This is a genomic window from Serratia ureilytica (assembly GCF_013375155.1).
GTDB lineage: Bacteria > Pseudomonadota > Gammaproteobacteria > Enterobacterales > Enterobacteriaceae > Serratia > Serratia ureilytica.
Window position 1 is genome coordinate 565,122 of sequence record NZ_JABXOF010000002.1, and the last position, 16,709, is coordinate 581,830.

At 52.7% G+C, this 16,709-nt stretch carries 17 protein-coding genes; 6 read left to right on the top strand and 11 right to left on the bottom strand.

Translation table 11 applies throughout. The features are described 5' to 3' along the window. Positions 1–77 precede the first annotated feature (77 nt). Positions 78–824 (top strand): S24 family peptidase, encoded by a 747-nt coding sequence (locus HWW83_RS06040; protein WP_033643785.1) that lies wholly within the window; start codon positions 78–80, stop codon positions 822–824. A gap of 36 nt (positions 825–860) precedes the next feature. Here the strand turns inward: HWW83_RS06040 and HWW83_RS06045 are convergent, their stop codons facing one another. Continuing rightward, on the bottom strand, positions 861–1,970 hold the full coding sequence (locus HWW83_RS06045) for an SDR family oxidoreductase (RefSeq protein WP_033644325.1): 1,110 nt from the start codon (positions 1,968–1,970) through the stop codon (positions 861–863). Between the two features lie 258 nt (positions 1,971–2,228). On the opposite strand from HWW83_RS06045, the gene HWW83_RS06050 reads away from it, so the two are divergent. From HWW83_RS06050 to HWW83_RS06065, 4 genes are all read left to right on the top strand, one after another. Then, entirely contained in the window at positions 2,229–2,435 is a 207-nt protein-coding gene (locus HWW83_RS06050) for a hypothetical protein (protein WP_033643786.1), read from the top strand. A 54-nt stretch (positions 2,436–2,489) separates the two neighbouring features. Beyond that, the gene (locus tag HWW83_RS06055) at positions 2,490–2,678 is read left to right on the top strand and encodes a DNA polymerase III subunit theta (protein WP_033643787.1); all 189 of its coding nucleotides are present in this window, start codon (positions 2,490–2,492) and stop codon (positions 2,676–2,678) included. A gap of 311 nt (positions 2,679–2,989) precedes the next feature. Then, positions 2,990–3,238, top strand: a complete 249-nt coding sequence (locus tag HWW83_RS06060; RefSeq protein ID WP_176589088.1) for a DinI-like family protein — start codon at positions 2,990–2,992, stop codon at positions 3,236–3,238. Beyond that, positions 3,231–3,470, top strand: coding sequence for a hypothetical protein (locus HWW83_RS06065; protein ID WP_070914444.1), 240 nt, complete (start codon positions 3,231–3,233; stop codon positions 3,468–3,470). Before HWW83_RS06060 ends, HWW83_RS06065 begins: the two co-directional genes overlap by 8 nt. A 66-nt stretch (positions 3,471–3,536) precedes the next feature. Here HWW83_RS06065 and HWW83_RS25675 read toward each other — a convergent pair whose 3' ends face one another. From HWW83_RS25675 to HWW83_RS06085, 4 genes are read right to left on the bottom strand one after another with little or no spacing between them, the layout of a single operon-like run. Next, entirely contained in the window at positions 3,537–4,922 is a 1,386-nt protein-coding gene (locus HWW83_RS25675; protein WP_255326649.1) for a phage tail fiber protein, read from the bottom strand. A gap of 19 nt (positions 4,923–4,941) precedes the next feature. Further along, positions 4,942–6,120: a tail fiber domain-containing protein gene (locus tag HWW83_RS06075; RefSeq protein WP_176589089.1), complete on the bottom strand. Its 1,179-nt coding sequence runs from the start codon at positions 6,118–6,120 to the stop codon at positions 4,942–4,944. A gap of 49 nt (positions 6,121–6,169) precedes the next feature. After that, positions 6,170–7,159 carry a DUF6453 family protein gene (locus HWW83_RS06080; protein WP_176589090.1) on the bottom strand — a complete coding sequence of 330 codons (990 nt, stop codon included), beginning with the start codon at positions 7,157–7,159 and terminating at the stop codon, positions 6,170–6,172. A 1-nt stretch (position 7,160) separates the two neighbouring features. Continuing rightward, a complete protein-coding gene (locus HWW83_RS06085; protein WP_176589091.1) occupies positions 7,161–10,370 on the bottom strand; it encodes a TipJ family phage tail tip protein in 3,210 nt (1,069 codons plus the stop codon). Positions 10,371–10,536: 166 nt separating this feature from the next. On the opposite strand from HWW83_RS06085, the gene HWW83_RS06090 reads away from it, so the two are divergent. Beyond that, positions 10,537–10,782, top strand: a complete 246-nt coding sequence (locus HWW83_RS06090) for a hypothetical protein (RefSeq protein WP_072022521.1) — start codon at positions 10,537–10,539, stop codon at positions 10,780–10,782. Between the two features lie 120 nt (positions 10,783–10,902). On the opposite strand, the gene HWW83_RS06095 is transcribed toward HWW83_RS06090, so the two are convergent. From HWW83_RS06095 to HWW83_RS06120, 6 genes are read right to left on the bottom strand one after another with little or no spacing between them, the layout of a single operon-like run. Beyond that, positions 10,903–11,520: a tail assembly protein gene (locus tag HWW83_RS06095; RefSeq protein ID WP_176589092.1), complete on the bottom strand. Its 618-nt coding sequence runs from the start codon at positions 11,518–11,520 to the stop codon at positions 10,903–10,905. A 28-nt stretch (positions 11,521–11,548) separates the two neighbouring features. After that, entirely contained in the window at positions 11,549–11,908 is a 360-nt protein-coding gene (locus HWW83_RS06100) for a hypothetical protein (RefSeq protein ID WP_146224369.1), read from the bottom strand. 37 nt (positions 11,909–11,945) lie between these two features. Then, a complete protein-coding gene (locus tag HWW83_RS06105) occupies positions 11,946–12,650 on the bottom strand; it encodes a C40 family peptidase (protein WP_176589093.1) in 705 nt (234 codons plus the stop codon). 8 nt (positions 12,651–12,658) lie between these two features. After that, entirely contained in the window at positions 12,659–13,411 is a 753-nt protein-coding gene (locus HWW83_RS06110) for a phage minor tail protein L (RefSeq protein ID WP_176589137.1), read from the bottom strand. Between the two features lie 9 nt (positions 13,412–13,420). Then, positions 13,421–13,759: a phage tail protein gene (locus tag HWW83_RS06115; RefSeq protein WP_101453728.1), complete on the bottom strand. Its 339-nt coding sequence runs from the start codon at positions 13,757–13,759 to the stop codon at positions 13,421–13,423. After that, positions 13,759–16,707, bottom strand: coding sequence for a phage tail tape measure protein (locus tag HWW83_RS06120; RefSeq protein WP_176589094.1), 2,949 nt, complete (start codon positions 16,705–16,707; stop codon positions 13,759–13,761). The genes HWW83_RS06115 and HWW83_RS06120 overlap by 1 nt, the downstream gene beginning before the upstream one ends. Between the last annotated feature and the right edge of the window lie 2 nt (positions 16,708–16,709).

Consider the following 16,709-nt stretch of genomic DNA (forward strand, 5'->3'; position numbering starts at 1 on the left):
AATTGCTAAATAATGCGCAAGTATTTTTTAGCAAAATCGTTATTTACCTTTTTGCTAAAGAGTGCGATCATTGCACGATGGAAACTAAAGAAATCAGGCGCAACAATCTGCGCGAATTGATGGCCCGCTACGCCCGGCAAGGCGTCAACCAGAATGAATTCGCCACGCTGGTTGAGTCTTCCGCGCCGACGCTGAGCCAAATCATCGGGGAGAAATCCTCCCGCAATCTTGGCGACAATCTGGCCAGGCGGATCGAGGCCAAGCTGAATTTGCCCAAGGGCTGGTTCGACGTGTTTCATGAAAAGCAGCTGGTGCGCCCGTTTGACAACGTGGCGGCGGAGTCGGACTTCCAACCCGCCCGCTTGAAACCGGTGGTATGGGAAGATACCGAACAAGACAAGGAAGAGTTTGTGGAGATCCCGCTGCTGGATATCGATTTTTCCGCCGGCGACGGCTGCTACGAAATCGTCGATCGCGAGGAGTTTTCGCTGATCTTTCGCCGTTACTATCTGCACAAGATGGGGGTGGCGGTCAACGCCGCGCGCATTATCCGCATCTCCGGCTCCAGCATGGAACCGCGCCTGCAGGACGGCGACGTGGTCGGCATCAACACCGACGACACGCGCATCCGCGAGGGCAAGACCTACGCCATCCGCCACGGCAATTTGCTGCGGGTGAAGGTGCTTATCGAGCAGCCGGACGGCGGCGTCATCATCCGCTCCCTCAACCGGGAAGAGTACCAGGACGAGCATCTCAGCTATCAGCAGCGCAAAGAGCAACTGGTGGTGCTCGGCCGCGTCTTCTGGTCATCTTCGTCCTGGTAACGGACCACAGCGTCGGGCGCCCAGGGCGCCCGGCGGTTATTTGAAGTCCACCACCATCTGTTGCTGAATGGACAACCCGCGGGTCGACTGCACGCAGCCGGCGATGTAGTCGGTGAAGCGCGGCGGTTTCGGCATGCCCAGCTTGAGGATTTTCTCGTTGCTGAAACGCACGTTGAGCATGGCGAACGATCCGTACAGGCGCATCGCTTTGAGCATCAGCCGCTCGTTGCACGGGCCGAAAATGTCTTTCAGCTGACGGCGCATTTTCACCAGCGCGTCATACGTCACCTGCGCATACTCATCGCCCACCGGCGCCTTTTCCAGCGCCGCCGCCATGGCGCGGTCGATTTCGGCAAAGCTGACGCTGCTCTCCTCACCGGCGGAGATATGATAAACGTCGTTCTCGAGCGTTTCGCTGTTCATCAACATCACCAACGCATCCGCACAGTAGTCCGCCGGGATCACATCGATATTGTCCTGCAGCGAACACATGAACTTGCGCAGCATCAGCGCCATGCCGAACACCCAGAAAATGCTGCTGGAAGGCTGGCAGCCCAAGCGAGTGTGGCCCACGACGATCGACGGACGGGCGATGGTCAGCGGCATGTGCGGGCAGCGCTGGCGCATCAGCTGTTCGATGGTGGATTTGGAACGCGTATATTCCACCAGGTGCTCGGCGTCTTCCTCAAACTCGCCGCTCTCCGACACCAGCGAACCCGGCTCCGGCGAACAGGACATGGCGGTACCGACGTGCAGGAAGCGTTTTAATCCCGGCACCTGCGCCATTCTTTCGGCAAAGGCCAGTGTGCCTTCTACGTTTACCTTCCAAATGAGCGGGTTATTACCGAAAGAAGCAACGGCCGCGCAGTTAATAACGTGCGTGACTTTGTTAATGCGTGCGTCAGTTAAAAAGTCGGCTGGCTCGGAAAGGTCGCCCAACAATATATTTTCTATCGTAATTTTAGACAGCAGATTCGCGTCGATATTAAATTTTTCCATATTCGCGCGAATACGGGCCAGCCCTTGCTGCGCATCGTCGGCGCGCACCAGTAAAAGATAATTAATAGACTGATTTTCAATCAATAATTTTTCAAGAACCGCACCACCGAGAAAGCCGGTAGCGCCGGTCAACAGCAGCGTTTTCATAATTGTCACCCACATTGGCATTGAATGTGGAAGATTGTATCTGCGGATAATTAAACAATTATTAAATAGAATTACGGCGCCCTTAAACACTTTTCTTAATATTATCTTAAGGAATCTTTTGAAACATCCATCATGGGTTTAGTAACAAAAGAGTCGGGACAAGATTACGATTAATCCCTGCTGTTTAAATACCATTGATGTAACCCCTGATTTAATTTAACGGTCAATGTTATTTCTCTTTTCGTCCGTGGAGGACTTATGACCTATAACCAAAAAATCTGGTTGGGGGTTTTGCTGCTATGCACCCTGTTTTGGGTGGCGGTGATCGGCGGCGCCTGTTCGCTGTATCAACGCGTGGATCGCTTTCAGGCACATCACGCAGAGAGCGAGTTCGCCGCCCGTCACGGCCAGGCGCCTTGCGCGCAACCCGGCGCTCAGGCGTCGACTGCCCCCCGGAATGGGTAGGGACAATATCCGCTAACGATCCTATTATGCCCTAAGGTTAACAGGGAGATAACGATGGCTCGAAAGCTGGATAGCTTACCGCAGGCGCAACGCGAGAAAATAGAAACCGATTTGCTGGCCATCAGCGTGATCTACAACGAACGCTACGGCATCGCCTCCACTCAGGCGGAAACAGAACAACAGGTCCCCGACCACCTGCTCCCCTACTTTCATCAACGGCTGAATTATTATCGCCGTGCGTAATTGCGCGCATTTCGCTAACCGCCGCTTGGCATCGCTCCCCACGCCGTTACAATAGAGGCATATTGTATCCGCCACTGAAGAGACGCGATTTTGAGCAGCAAGGCAACGGCCACATTTTACATTCACGATTACAAAACAATTAATTTAATATACTGATATTATTGATTTTTTATTTAAAAAAAATTCATGTGGTACGCAATTTTGTACACATCATTTTCTTCAATTCACCTCACGAAACCGGTTATTGCTTGACGTACACGAGTTCATCGAACAACATTACTGTATATGCATACAGTTACTCGGAGGTGCGAATGTTCGTAGCGCTGATTTTTGACCAACGTAATGTTAAAGGTTTGCCTGACGCGGCAGAGATAATCAAAGCAGAACTGACAAGACGGGTACATCGGGTGTTCCCTGATGCAGAGGTGAAAGTAAAGCCGATGCAAACGAACGGACTCATTAGCGACGCTAACAAAAGCGACAGAGAAAAGTTAAATCGGCTTCTTGAAGATATGTTTGAAGAGTCAGAACAATGGCTGATGAGTGACATCTATGGGTAGCATTACCCTCGCCGGGCGGCAGATTTTCGTTCTCAATGAGAATGACAGATACCCAGAGCCACAGCAGAACAGCCCACCTTTTTTCGCAATCCGCGAAGATGAAGAGGGCCAGCACTGGCTTTATGTTTTACATAAGGGAGGCTGGCCGCTCGTATCAGATGTGCCGTTTCAGACTCAAGGTAAAGCCGTTGATGCGGCCATAGCTTTTAATTTTGATGTGCTTTACAAGTGATAGGTGCTGCCCCTGCCGATGTTCAACCGTCCGAACAATACGAGGCCAGCAACGGGGCAGCAGATTTTAGATAGGGTCAACGTTCTCATTTTCAAGAGCTGCGGTTTCCTCCTCGGCTTCCGGTGCAACTTCAACCTCGCGCACAGGCATTTCCAGGCGCAGATCAATCCAACGCCCAGCCGGAATATCCATCGGATCACCGGCCACAATCGCGGCTGTGTCGATGTCAAAACGGCGTTTGCTGACCTTCACATAGATTGTGCCATCCTTGCCGGTGTTGGCTGAGACAAAGCACAGACGGTTGCCGTTCACGTCCTGCGGCACTTCGATGTTCCAGCCATCTTCCGCAAAACCTAAAGCGCCGGTGACTTTGTAAACGCCAACTGAAACACGCTCAGCTGATACTCCTTCCGCCTCACCGTTCACAGCCGCGCAACCAGAGAGTGAAAAACCGCCAGAAAGATAGTCGTCTTGCATTGACTCCGGAGAACTCGCCAACCTGGCGATCGGCGATGCTGCTTTCAGGAATCCGTTACCGTCTACGGTAGCGTTGTAATCTGACCAGGTATTTTTAATGGCGTAAGCTTTATATCCTAGAGGCTGCTCAGCCTGCCATTTGTAATCACCCATTGGTACAACATCCAACATGGGGCTTTCACGAATGCTGCTTAGCAGTGTTATATTTGGCACATTGAATGCCGGACCACAAACCCATAGCTCCCAACGTGAAATTGTATTGTTATATAGGGTGCCAAACTCAATATCACTTACTGAATTTGGTGTTAAACCTAGCGAGAGGATTTCAAGCCCGCGCGCATGTAACGACGTTATAGTTGACCCTCTGCCAGTAAAATACACATATTTAATGTCCATTCCTATAACGCCATAATTTCGACCTCCAATAACGGCAAAATGCACTGCGGTGGCTCCGGTTGAAGATATGGGGCATTCTGCAATTTTACAATAACGTCGCGCACCTATTGGACCATTAATTCGTGGAGGAACAATCTGACCATAACCACCATTTTTTATAGCGCTGGCAAGAGTTCCCGCCGCATTGTTTTCGCTAATTTTTGCCGCCGCTGCCGATGCCGCTGATTTATCTGCTGACAACGCTGCATCGGCACGCAGGCGATCGACCGTCTGCACAATTTCCGGTGTAATGTCATCTTCACCAGGGCGGCGCAAGAAGTCATTGAGCGTGCCGGGTAGGGAGTCGGTATAAACCTCTATCGTGCCTACTCGCTCCGGTTGTGCGCCATAAACTGACACAATCACCTCGTAGGCACCAGGCTCTACATTAAGCGAATAGCGGCCCGTATCATCGGTGACAGATTGCGACTTTGCCAAATTCAACACCGTGGATGATGTTTTCATTGAGCGCATAGTAATAGTTACGCCAGAACGAGAATCACCGTAAGGCCCCTTTAAAACTCCGCTGATTAATACCATTTAATAATCCCCATGCTTTTTATTTTTTCAGGTTATCCATTGCAGCTTCCAGTCGTTCTATTTTTTCCATCAACGCAAGAATCGCTTCGTGATGTAGTCCAGCTGAAACACCTGAACTGTCTGGGGCTAGAACGTCTTTTACAATCGTGCCGTCACTCAACTCCATGTCGCCGGAAATAAACACTGATTCTGGAAACACTTCTTGTATTTCTTGTGCAATAAAGCCAACACCTGCGCTTCCATTAGATTTAAGATTCCACATATAGCCGCGCAGCTTTTTCATTTTCCCAAGTGGGTCTTCTATGAGGCGAACATTATCCTTAATTCTTATATCTGAACTCTCTACCCATTTTCCGTTCGCAGCATAGGCATTCCCATCAGATGACATTGAAAATGCCACTACCAGCCCGCCTGTTGCATTTGCGATACGGTATCTGAACCCCCCAGTTCCCTGTCCTCGGTTATTGACGAATTCACTGACGCCATTGGAACCATCCCAGCCTATCGCCGTGCACGCATTCGATATGATGCTTCCCGTTCCCTGAATTCGTACTGCACTGGTAATCAGCCCGCCGGTTTTATTGTCTATGGTCCCCAGCCTCACATCATCACCAGCGGCAACAGTCCCTGATGTTGTGCCGATGTTTCTGGTCGCAGAGTTGCCAAGGCCAAGATTTGTGCGTGCAGTAGCAGCGTCTTTTGCTCCCGTGCCTCCCTGCGCAACTGTGATTGCTGTGCTCAATGCCTTCAGCTGGGTTATATCGTTGTTTAACCCTTTAGCGGCTTTATTTTCCAATGCAGCGGTAAAACTATTCCAGGCCGGGCCGGTGTAAGTGCTGCCGTCAGGTAACGTCACCGTAATGTTTCCGGTGCCGCTGAATACCTGTTGCCAGTTGTTTTTATCGAGGTTCAGCCCGCGTAGCGCTTTCGCCGTCTCTGCGGCCAGCTGGGCGGTGATGGTGTTCATCGCGTCGCGCGGTACGGCATACCATGCTGCACCCGCCTGCGTTGGGCCGTCATAGGCTTTAATCAGCGTCGCCTGTGTGGCGCTATCAACGGTTTTCACCGGTAGCGTATAGGTTACGCCGCCGACAACGCTCACGATGAAATCACCGGCTTTCAGCTCGGTATTGAACGCTGTCCCCGTACCTTTCACTACGGCGGAGTTGTTCGTTAGGGTAAGAGTGCCTGCGGGCATGATGCTCTCCTAAATCGTTGCATAAAAAAACCGGCTCAGTGGCCGGTTGTTAGAAGTAATGGGCTGCGTTTATAACCATGAGCGGCATCTGTGACGAGTACCATCGGTTTGAGGTATTCCACTGGGTCTGTATTTTTCTCCCTGATTCAGAACGCCAGAATTGGACGGCGCTGCCGTTAAACCGATAGCCGCAGCTGTAGTAGTTATAAACCCCGCCGCTACCTTGAGAATCGCCACGCATAAATGCATTAACGGCCAGGGGGATCATTGGCTTGGCTATCCCCGTATCGACCAAATCCTCTGGGTTCCTGCCGACATTAACCGAGCGACCATCCCAGACTAACGGCTCTGTATCGCTGGTGAATGTGTTATTACCGGCAGCGTTCTTAATCACCATTCCGTAACCGCGTGGCGTCGGTGGGTAATAACCGCTGTTCATAATGACCACTTTCACATTGGCTGTGGTTAACACCGCTTCACCCGAACCATTATCACGCGATACCGTTAATTCGTTATATTGCACAGCATGGTAAATAGAAACGCCGGGGTCATCGCACCGTACAAAGACAACCTTGGTATTATCGTTTTGAACGACTGGCAATGTCCATTTGCCGTTAATCGTCACTTCCCCTTTCCAGGCAACAAAACCCAGCCTGGACGAACTGTTAATGCTCATCCAGTCCACCGAGTTTTGAATCATTATTCCATACGTACCGGAAACTGATTGCGGCGGTTGAACCTGGTATATGCTGAACTCGGTAAAGAAGGCCTGCTGATTTGCATTGGTAAAATCAACAATTATCCTACTCCCATCAGTTCGCCATCCAGTAACCCCGCCGTAAGACGGGGGAGTTGTCTGACTGCCGAATATATACCCGGTCTGACCAACCAGAAATACCGGGTTCCCAGCGACGTAATCAGGCGGGGTGTAAACTTTTTGTTTATTGCCATCCGCCCAGGGTTCTTTATCGTTGACTAATAGTGAAATGCTATTAACCGCCGCCAGCTCTTTGCCATTCATCCACAGGCCATACGCCACGCTACAACCTCCCCATTCTCACCCGCAGATTACCGCCAGCGTCATAAACATTGATCTGGTCGCCGCGTATCTCCATGCGCCCGTTACCGTCGCCGCCGTTAATCTGGATTTGACCAGCCCCTGCGCCGCTTTTATCTAAGCGCCAACCACGAACGCCTGCAACATAATCATCTGACTGAATGAAACCACTGATTTTTGCATTCACAATGGCCCCATCCTTAATATGAGCAGTGTCAATGGATGCATATTGAATAAACGCATCACTAAGAAATGCTTGGCCATTAATCACTGCGAACGGCGAGTATTGCGTGTCGCCGCTGCCGCTCATCAGCACGAACTGATTGGCGTTAAATCCGATGCGCGTGATAACGGGTTTGCCGGTTTCCGCCAGCACGGCGATCGACATGCCCGCGTTGTAGAACACGCCGTTAACCCTCACACCAGCTTTCAGTGTGTGGATTGCCGTTGCGCCGTCGGCATCAACCGTGGCCGTCAGCTTGTCCTCCAGTACCGCTGTAACGTCATCAATTTGCGCCTGCACCTGCGTAGACAGTTCGGCCATTGCCAGATCGACTTCCGCAATCGTGGTTTTCACGATGAGGATGTCAGCCCGCACCGTGCCGTACTGCGCCCACTGGTGTTCAACCGTCGCGTTGTTGGCCAGCGCGTTCTGTAGTTCAGCCTCAATGTTTGTGTTTATATCACTGGTGAGGCGGTCGCCGTCCTTGTCGGTCAGGAACCCATCGCCAATGCTCTCCAGGTAGTCACCGGCGTTAGCGTTCGACTGCCCCTTAATCCAGCCAGTCCAGTCGCCTTGGTTGCCAGTACGGTCTTGCAGACGAGCGCGGAACCAGAACTCCTGCCCCGCCTTCAACCCGGTCATGGTGTGAGTGTGCAGCGGATACGGGATATCGGCCAGCAACATCGCGTTATTCCCGGCGGCGTTATCTGCATACTGAATTTCGGTTTTCAGCGTGTCCTCGGCCCCGTCTGGGAATCCCCAATCGAGCTGGATACCCCAAAGTAACGGAGAAGCCTTGAAGCCGACCGGCACCGGCGGCTTGCCTTCTTTCCCTTTCAGGTAGGTTTCCATCGACGTCGCCCAGACAGACGATACGTCACTGGCGTTGATGGCCCGCACGCGCACCAGGTAGCGCCCGGCGTAAATGCCTGGCACCTCGAATCCCAACGCAGACGTGCGCGGCATCGATACCCAGTTACCATTATCTTTCCGCCATTCCGCCTCATACGCTATCGCGTTATCCACTGCCCCCCAGGCGGCGCGCATGGTGGTAATGGCGATACCCTGGCTCACCGAGGAGTAGCTGTCGATGGTGATGTTTTTCGGCGGGGCTTGCACGCCAGGAGGAATAATTGATATCGGGCGATCGTCGATACGCGCGCCAGTATCGATACGAGCGTATTTGTTCGGGTCATGCTCGGTTGCATTAATGGTAAAGGTGTTGTCGCCATTGTCAGCGATACCCACCACGCGGTAGAGCTGCACCGCCAGATCGTCAGCGTCGATAGACCAGGCAGACTCCGGCACGGGTATCTCGCTATAGGCAGTGGTAACGGTCACCACGCGATCATTCACCGCCTGCACGGTGCGTGCCTGCGCTTTACCTGAAGGCAGGTTAACGATCAGGCGGTCGCCGACTTTAGCGCCTGGCTTTCTGTCCAGCTTCAACTTGCGACCGTCCACCGCACTGATACGGCCACCGATCACCCGACCGGCAACCATCTGATCGGCCACGCCGACGATATGCCCAGGCATGGGGATCATGCCATCGAGGCCAACAGAGAAAGTAACCGTGCGGTCTTTGCTGTTGGTCAGCAATGCCCAGCGGCCCCGGCGGTTTGCCTCGCTCTGGCGGGTACAACCGATCGCTGTCAGCTCGGTTTGGTTCACGTCGTACCGGCGCACCAGGTCGCTATCAAATACGGCCTCTATCGCATCGGCGTAGTGGTTCGCCGGATCAGACCAACTGACCATCGCGGTGCTGTAGCGGGTGCGCTCGCTGGCCGACGAATAGGTAAACTTGCCGTCGATAACGTTGGCACGAGTATAGGTGAAGTCCATATCGCGCGGCATATCCGCCAGGGCGACCATTTGGTTTTGTCCCCAATAGGTCATGCCACGGAAGATACCCGCCAGATCGCTCAGCACCGTCCAGGCATCCTCGCGGGATTGAATGTAAACGTTGCAGGTAAAGCGTGGCTCCATGCCATCACCGCCGCGACCATCTGGCACCGGCTGATCGCAATACTGCGCGATGCGGTACAGTTCAGACTCGGATACCTTGGTTGAGTCGATGCGATCGCCCAGGCCAAAACGGTCAGCCAGAATAATGTCGTAGAACACCCAGGCCGGATTATCGCTGTAGGCCCACTTAAAGCCCCCCGACCAAACGCCGGTATAGCTTCGCGTTTCCGGGTCATAATTGTCAGGCACGCGGATAACCCGTCCGCGAGGCGCACAGCTGATCTTCGGGATATTCGGAAACTGTTTGGAGTCGAACTCAACGTACAGCAGCGCTGTGTTTGGGTAACGCAGCTTGGCGTCGATAATTTCGGTCAGCGCCTCGATGTTCATACGGTCGGCGATCCGGGCGCTGTTGGCGTTAGGCGTCAACCGGCGAACGCGTACCTGCCAGCCCGTAGTGGCCTTCGGTAAGTTGATGCGGTGAGAACGCTCATACAGCGAGGTGGTTTTATCGTCGATTGCTGCCGTTAACATTTCCTGATAGCTGCCGCCATCGGTGGCCACATCAATGGCGTATTCGATGCGGTAGCCGTTAACGTCGCCGTTGTCCTCTTGCTTTTGCAGCATCGGCCAGCCAAAGCGCAGACGCACAGCGGAAAGCTGCAGGTTCGATACTGACCGCACCCACGGCGTGCCGCTTTTCAGTTCTGTGCCGACGGTGATCTCGTTTTCGACAGCAGGAATACCCTGGATATATTCCTGTGCCTGCGTTCCTGGGCGAAACTCCCAGCGGAAGCCGGGGAAATTTTCAGAGCCATCGGCATTAAGTACGGGGGTGCCGTCAGCAAAAATGTTTGTGCCATCCAGCCCACCGGCAAACTCTCCCTCTCCCAGGGCAAATAACATCTTCGCTCTGGCTATCGATTGAATGCTGTCCGGCGATTCTACCGGCGTGTGGCCACCGCCACCGCCGCCTTTGCGGCCTTTTATCGTTACATTGTCCATATTGCACCAATGAAAAAATCCGCGATAAGCGGCGTAGTGAATACACTGATCAAATATCAGGGTTTACGGATAAAATTAAGACACTATCTTGTAATGGCTCAGCCCACCCATGTAGAGGCATGGGTGTTTAAATCAGAGGATGGCTGATTAACTTCAGAGGAAAGATATGAAAGAATATAATTTCGAATCAATTAATACCGATGTACCATCAAATTCTGAGGACACAGCATTTGCTTTGGTTTCTGCATTTGTAGCCCTTGCATCAACCGTAGTTGGTGATTCAGAGGAAAAGAAAGAAGAGTTATTCAGCAAGCTAGATAAGTCGATTGAAAATAACCAAGGGGCAACAAGCCACGTTGAGCTTGCAAGAATTGCCAAGGCTACGAAAGCAATCCTAACCGCAAAACAGTAACTCCTTTTTTATCTACCCAATGTAGAATTTTATGTTCTGCCAGCGGTTTAGACTCCGCTGGCTTTTCCTTTCCATTTTCTCCAATATGGTTTTTTCTCATATATCCTCCTGCCTCTCAGTTTACTGTTGTTCTTCAGTGTAAATACCAGCAGAGATAATAGCTCCGCCTATCTCGCGTGTGCCGTATAGCACACCAACAGGATTACCCTGTGCCGTTGTGTTCACCGGCCCTCCAAAGGCATAACTCGGTTTGTTGTCCTGGTCTTGGCGCATGCGCAATCCGCCCATTTGAGGGGAGAGCATTTGGACAATGCCGCCGAGAGCCATTGCAGCGCCACTCATTGCCAACACTCCACCAAACGTACCAGTAGAGCCAAAAGCCGCCCATCCAGCAGGGCCGGTTAGCATCGCGGCCCCAATCAACGCGACACCTAAAATAGTTTGGAATAAGCCAGCGCGCTTACTACCAATCACGACGGGAACAAGGTGAATATCTTCAGACCCTTTGGTGAACGCCAGCTCATCCTGCCCTACATTACGTTTACCGACGAAAATAGAAAATGTCAGGCCGCGTTTGTGTGCTTCAAGCATATAGCGTTCAAAGCCGGGCAGGAGATTTTTCATGGCATCAATAGCCTTTGGTACATTGTGAGCACGATATTCAAATTTTTTTCCAAAGATGCCGACCATTGGGCCATGAAATCGTACTGTTCGCAATGGTATATCAATAAAAGACATAACGCCTCGACTTATTATTTTCAAGACCCTATAAGCAAGATTTAATCGCTTTTAAGGTAACTTTTATTCTTCGCTCAGGGAAAAGAATAGACTTTGTCCCTTCCCCATAATAAACAACTTCCGTTCCAGCATTACTTTTAATTAAATCGATAAACTCTAACCCCGCCAATGGAACTAAAGTCACTCCATTTTCTAAAGGTTTGACTGTTGTGTTAATTGCAGGCCCGTTATAAGTTTCACTGTCTAACTTTGGAATTAAACATGTTTCCATTTGCTCCAGAGATTTAGTGGTCGTAAAGGTTTGCGTTGGATTTTTTCTAATATCTGAATAATTCATCGCACACCCCGTCAAACCCAGTGCCACTAACCCAATCATTAAATTTCTCATAACCCTTTTCCTTAAGCTGAAAAGTGGAATGATAGCATCACATCAGTTCTTTGTGGCGCAGCACCTTCACAGTTCGCTCCTTCCAATAGCCACCGTAAGGCACCCGCTGGCTAAGCATGCCGTACATGTGGTGCAGTAGCATGCCGTCTTCGAGCAGAATACCGGCATGGTTCGCCACCGGTGCAGAAACCTGCATAATCACCATGTCACCCGGCATCGGTGGGCCGTCGAACTCCCGAAAACCGCAGTCGTGCCAGTTGTCCACGTAGAGATTTTCGCCCCGCTCCCACCACGGATAATCAACGCGGTAATCCTGGAGCGCTATGCCGTGCTCCTGCCGGAAATAGCTCATAATCAGCCCCCAGCAGTCGGTATGCCCCAGCACGAACTGGCGACCTATCAGCGGCAATTCCCCGCGCGGCATGATCGTTCTCAAGTCACCCTCCGGCCAGCTTGCAATCGCCCAGGGCAACTCCATCGCGTCGCACTGGGCTTTGTCCAGCTCGCTCGGCTGCGTGGTGGCATCCGGGTGACTGTGCACAATCATTGTGATCGTCCCCCACTCGGCAGCGGTCACATAATCCTCTGGTGACAGGTGAAACTGCTCGGTGGGATTATCTGCCAAATTACGGCAGGGAAAGTAACGCTCAACGCGGGATTTCTGCGCCACGATGCCGCAGCACTCGCGCGGATACTCTGCCTCGGCGTGCGCCATAATGGCCGCTATGGTTTTCTCTTTCATAACTCTACCTACTGCTTAATCAGCGCTGCGCCGGGGAAGCCGCCAAACGGTAAAGGCTCAGTCTCACCAAAACGTTTTTGGCAATCACTCAGCAGCCCACCGCACCGATCTTTACTTGGGTCATCCACCGGATTGCCCTTGTCGTCAAAGTATCGCGTGCCTGCGTAATCGCAGCCCTTACCGGTGCGATACAATCCACGCGAACACCAGGTGCACAGGCTGTGGATTTGGCGTGTCGGGATGCGCAATCCCCGCAGGTCTGCCGGGCTGGAGAGTTCGAACTCCACCGCCTCATCGCTCTCCGTCGCTTTGCGATCGATGTAGAACACCTGTAGCTTTTCCTGCACCGGGTCGGCCGTTGGGTTCCCTTCTGGAAAATTTCGGGCATCAAGGTAATGCACCAGCGTATCGTGGATCAGCACCTTGGCCTGTGCCATATCTTCAAACTGAAGGCAAATCGCAGTGATCAGGCCGTTGATATTGGCAACCGTCAATTTCGGCTCCGTGCTTTGGCTGTCGGAGGATATTTCCAGCCCCTCAACGGAAAACGGCCACGGCCCGTACTCCTTGTCCTGCCACCAGATCGATTTTGCTGGTAGTTTCGTTTCGTCCCCGCCAGCAGCGGCAAGCTCTTCCGGCGTATAGGGAAGCGTGTCGCTGTGAAAGCGCAGAATATCAGCGCCGAACTTTGTCCCGTCCACTTCAACAAGGCGAACGCGGTTGCCCGGCTCCAACTTCTGCAGGTCTGTATTCAACATGATTAATCTCGGTTAAACGTGGAAGGCCTCGGTGAACGTGGCCGTCAGTGAATAATTATCGCCGCCCATTGCAACAGGCTTATAGCCTTCGCAGCGGTATAGGCCGGGAACGTTGTTCGGTGGTGTCCACTGGAATGACTTCACCCCTTGATGATCTTCAAGAAAGGTGATGATAGACGTGATGTAGTTGTACTTACCGATAAAGGTCAAATCCCATGAGCGAATGATCGGGTTGATACCGTCACCGGAAACCTGCATATAGCCATCGCCGAACTGTGCTTTCCTGATACGAAATCGGGTATCACCGGCGGCATTGACGCGCGCCGGATAGTTGAATGTCTGAATGGCCATTACATCCCCTTGATTGCTTTCCAGATAGGCTGGCCAGGCTTCAGGTTCCGGTTGATGACCTTCTGGCTTTCCTGCGCGGCGATGTTGCCCATCTGCTTACCGAACTCTTCCCAGCCCTGATCGGCCTGCGTATTAACATTTCCGCCACCTTCAATGGTGATATAGACGTTCGGCGCAGCAGCAGCCTGCTGTGGCATACCAATAGCCCGCACACCCAGCGAACCGTCCGCCCCACGTTTGAGTGGCATGATCGCCTCCGGGCCAGCCTCGCCCATCAGGCCAGCGCCCTTAGCGAATGCAAACATGGTGGGATTGCTGACGATCTGGCCGCTGTACGCGCTCAGTGACGGCGACGAATAAACGCCGCCTTTTGCGTTGGCGAACATCGGTACTTGCCCTGGGTCATTGCCGGAGGGTGCGAAGAAGTTCATTCCGGCTTTCAGTGCGTTGAACATCGCCATCTTGATCATCATGCTGGCGAGATCGGTCAGGACAGACTTGGCGAAGTCGTTAAAACTGGCTTTGCCTGTGGTGACAAAGTTGGCCAACATACCGGTCATGCCGTCAAATGTTCGGGTGGTAGCGTCTTTCACCTGTCCATAAACGTTACCGGCATTGGCTGACCAGTCCATCATTCCCTTTTTCAGCCCTGCGGTGTAATCGCCCTCGATAGCCGCTTTTTCCTGCGCAGCATTACGGACAATATCGAGTTGCCTCTGCTGCTCACTGGCGAGAATGGCCGTCTGTTGCATGTACTGCTCGGACGTTTTGTCCGTCACTTCCTTGTCCAACTGCATACGGTGTTGCTGGAAAGACTGCCGGATTTGCTGCTCAGCCACCATCTGATCGTAGGCATCAGTTGACATGGTCATCTGCGCATTACGGTTGGCGTACTCCTGCTGTTTCGCGGCCGTTTCCATCACCAGGCTACGGGTTTGTTCCAACAGTTTTTTGCCAATCTCCCTTTCGCGGTTTGCCTTTTCCAACGCCACATTTTCGGTTAATTGCGCCCTGATCTGGTCTTGCATGGACAACAAGCTTTTTTGACCGGCGGTCAGCTTCTTACCCTGAAGCCCTGCAATCTCCTGATCGAAGGCCACCAGCTTTTTCTGTGACTCGGTCAACTTGTCGGTATCCTGCGCCTGCGCGCGTAGCACAGAGGATTGTTGCTGCAACTGTTGCAGACGCCTTACCCCTTCACTATCGCTATACGCTGCCCCTTTAGACTTTGTGCCATACTGCTTGTTAATGCCCTTCAGCGCCTGCGCATATTCGTCTGCAGTCAGTTTCCCGGCCTTAAACTGCGCCGATACAATCCCCGTTAGGCGGGCTTGTTCCTTTTTAGGATCAGCACCAGCCTTAATAGCAGCGGATACTTCATTCTGTAACTTAAGCTCTTTCCGGGCGGCTTCCTGTTCCTGTTGCCGCCGTTTGTACAGCTCTTCGTTGGTTTTCTTCACCTCGTTAGCGGTATCGTTGCTGATATCCAGCTTAACGCCCTGTGCCAGTGCCTGCGCTTGGCCGGTTTTCATGTGTGCCTGACCGATGATATCGAACGCGGACGCTACTTCATTTTTCAGCGACTTCCAGATAGACGCCAAGCCGCTGACGCTGTTCTCCTGCTCGGTGACTTTGGCTTTCACATCATCAAGGTATTTCTGCTGAAGTAACGCCGTCGCTTCACTGGTTTTGCCCTGCCTGGACAGCGTGGCGATGTGATCGATAAACGTGGTGTTGAGCTGAACGCCCTGATTGGTCAATGCCTCCATTGCCTTTAGAGGTTCACCGCTCAGGCTTGATAGCGTCGAAACAAGATCATCGGATGACATACCCAGCTCGTTCATCCGTGTGCCGGTTTCAGCTATGTCCGACAGCATATTGCCACCGAATCCTGCGCCGGCGGCGCTGGTGACAGCCTTAACCGCATTCTCTGTGCCGCCGAGCGTCATCGTCAGCATGCGCAGATCATTCACCGTCATAATGGCCTGAAGCCCTGACTTTTGAAGCGCTGCGGTATATGCCTTGGTCTCTGCCTCCCCTTTTTGGAACGCGGTATACAATGCTGTGGCACCGGCAACCGCCGCCATGATGCTTAAGCCTACCGGGCCACCCAGCAGCGCCAACGCACTTTTCATCAGGTTGGTGCTGACCGCTGCCGCGCGCGCCGTAAAGGAAACTTCCTTGTTGGCCACACTGATTTGGTTCAGGGAGGAAAGCAGATTGGTTTTGCCCTGGGATTCAGCAATGTCCGCCGCCAGCACCGCTTTTGATGCCTGCGCCATTTTTTCCTTGGCACTGACCTCGGCGAGATCAGCCTCGCGCACCTTGCGGTGAATATCGGCGTACTCTTTCTGGTAGCTGACCGAAAGACCGTAGAGCTGGTTTTCCTGATTTTTGGCCGCATAGAAGCGCGCCATTTCCTGCGCCTGCTCGCGGGAGGCTTGCGCCTGTTCACGGGTGCGCTTAGCCGCGTCGAACTGCGCCTGAGCTTGCTGGCGTGCAGATTGCGCCTGTTCAATCTGGCCCTGCGCCGCCTTGTTAAACTCAAGGGCAGCAGCCTTTGCCGCTTCGCGTTGGGCTTCCCAGCCGCTAGTCAGTCCCTTAAAACCGATGAAAGTGCGATCGAGCGTCGGGATTAACGTATTGGCCAGCGTGCTGACCGCGATGTTACTCCCACCGGCCAGACCGCTGATCACACTTCGCAGCCCTTCGAAGCCGCCCTGGCTGGCGCTGAGCGCACCACTCAACGAGTTAAGCTGACCGCCGGTGCGCTTCGCCTGATTGCCTATCTGGGTCAGCGCTTCGGTGGTTTTCTGGCTTTCCTGCTGCGCCTTGCCCGTGAAGTTTTTTGACGCGGTTTCTGCCGTTCTGAATGAATCGACAATTTGAGATTTAAAACTGGCGGAATTCAGGTGCAGCGCTACCGCCAGAGTAGCTACATCGGCCATTA

Excerpts from the sequence above, each read along its gene's own strand:
- HWW83_RS06040 (WP_033643785.1), top strand. The coding sequence starts at position 78 with ATGGAAACTAAAGAAATCAGGCGCAACAATCTGCGCGAATTGATGGCC.
- HWW83_RS06045 (WP_033644325.1), bottom strand. The coding sequence starts at position 1,970 with ATGAAAACGCTGCTGTTGACCGGCGCTACCGGCTTTCTCGGTGGTGCG.
- HWW83_RS06050 (WP_033643786.1), top strand. The coding sequence starts at position 2,229 with ATGACCTATAACCAAAAAATCTGGTTGGGGGTTTTGCTGCTATGCACC.
- HWW83_RS06055 (WP_033643787.1), top strand. The coding sequence starts at position 2,490 with ATGGCTCGAAAGCTGGATAGCTTACCGCAGGCGCAACGCGAGAAAATA.
- HWW83_RS06060 (WP_176589088.1), top strand. The coding sequence starts at position 2,990 with ATGTTCGTAGCGCTGATTTTTGACCAACGTAATGTTAAAGGTTTGCCT.
- HWW83_RS06065 (WP_070914444.1), top strand. The coding sequence starts at position 3,231 with ATGGGTAGCATTACCCTCGCCGGGCGGCAGATTTTCGTTCTCAATGAG.
- HWW83_RS25675 (WP_255326649.1), bottom strand. The coding sequence starts at position 4,922 with ATGGTATTAATCAGCGGAGTTTTAAAGGGGCCTTACGGTGATTCTCGT.
- HWW83_RS06075 (WP_176589089.1), bottom strand. The coding sequence starts at position 6,120 with ATGCCCGCAGGCACTCTTACCCTAACGAACAACTCCGCCGTAGTGAAA.
- HWW83_RS06085 (WP_176589091.1), bottom strand. The coding sequence starts at position 10,370 with ATGGACAATGTAACGATAAAAGGCCGCAAAGGCGGCGGTGGCGGTGGC.
- HWW83_RS06090 (WP_072022521.1), top strand. The coding sequence starts at position 10,537 with ATGAAAGAATATAATTTCGAATCAATTAATACCGATGTACCATCAAAT.
- HWW83_RS06095 (WP_176589092.1), bottom strand. The coding sequence starts at position 11,520 with ATGTCTTTTATTGATATACCATTGCGAACAGTACGATTTCATGGCCCA.
- HWW83_RS06100 (WP_146224369.1), bottom strand. The coding sequence starts at position 11,908 with ATGAGAAATTTAATGATTGGGTTAGTGGCACTGGGTTTGACGGGGTGT.
- HWW83_RS06105 (WP_176589093.1), bottom strand. The coding sequence starts at position 12,650 with ATGAAAGAGAAAACCATAGCGGCCATTATGGCGCACGCCGAGGCAGAG.
- HWW83_RS06115 (WP_101453728.1), bottom strand. The coding sequence starts at position 13,759 with ATGGCCATTCAGACATTCAACTATCCGGCGCGCGTCAATGCCGCCGGT.
- HWW83_RS06120 (WP_176589094.1), bottom strand. The coding sequence starts at position 16,707 with ATGGCCGATGTAGCTACTCTGGCGGTAGCGCTGCACCTGAATTCCGCC.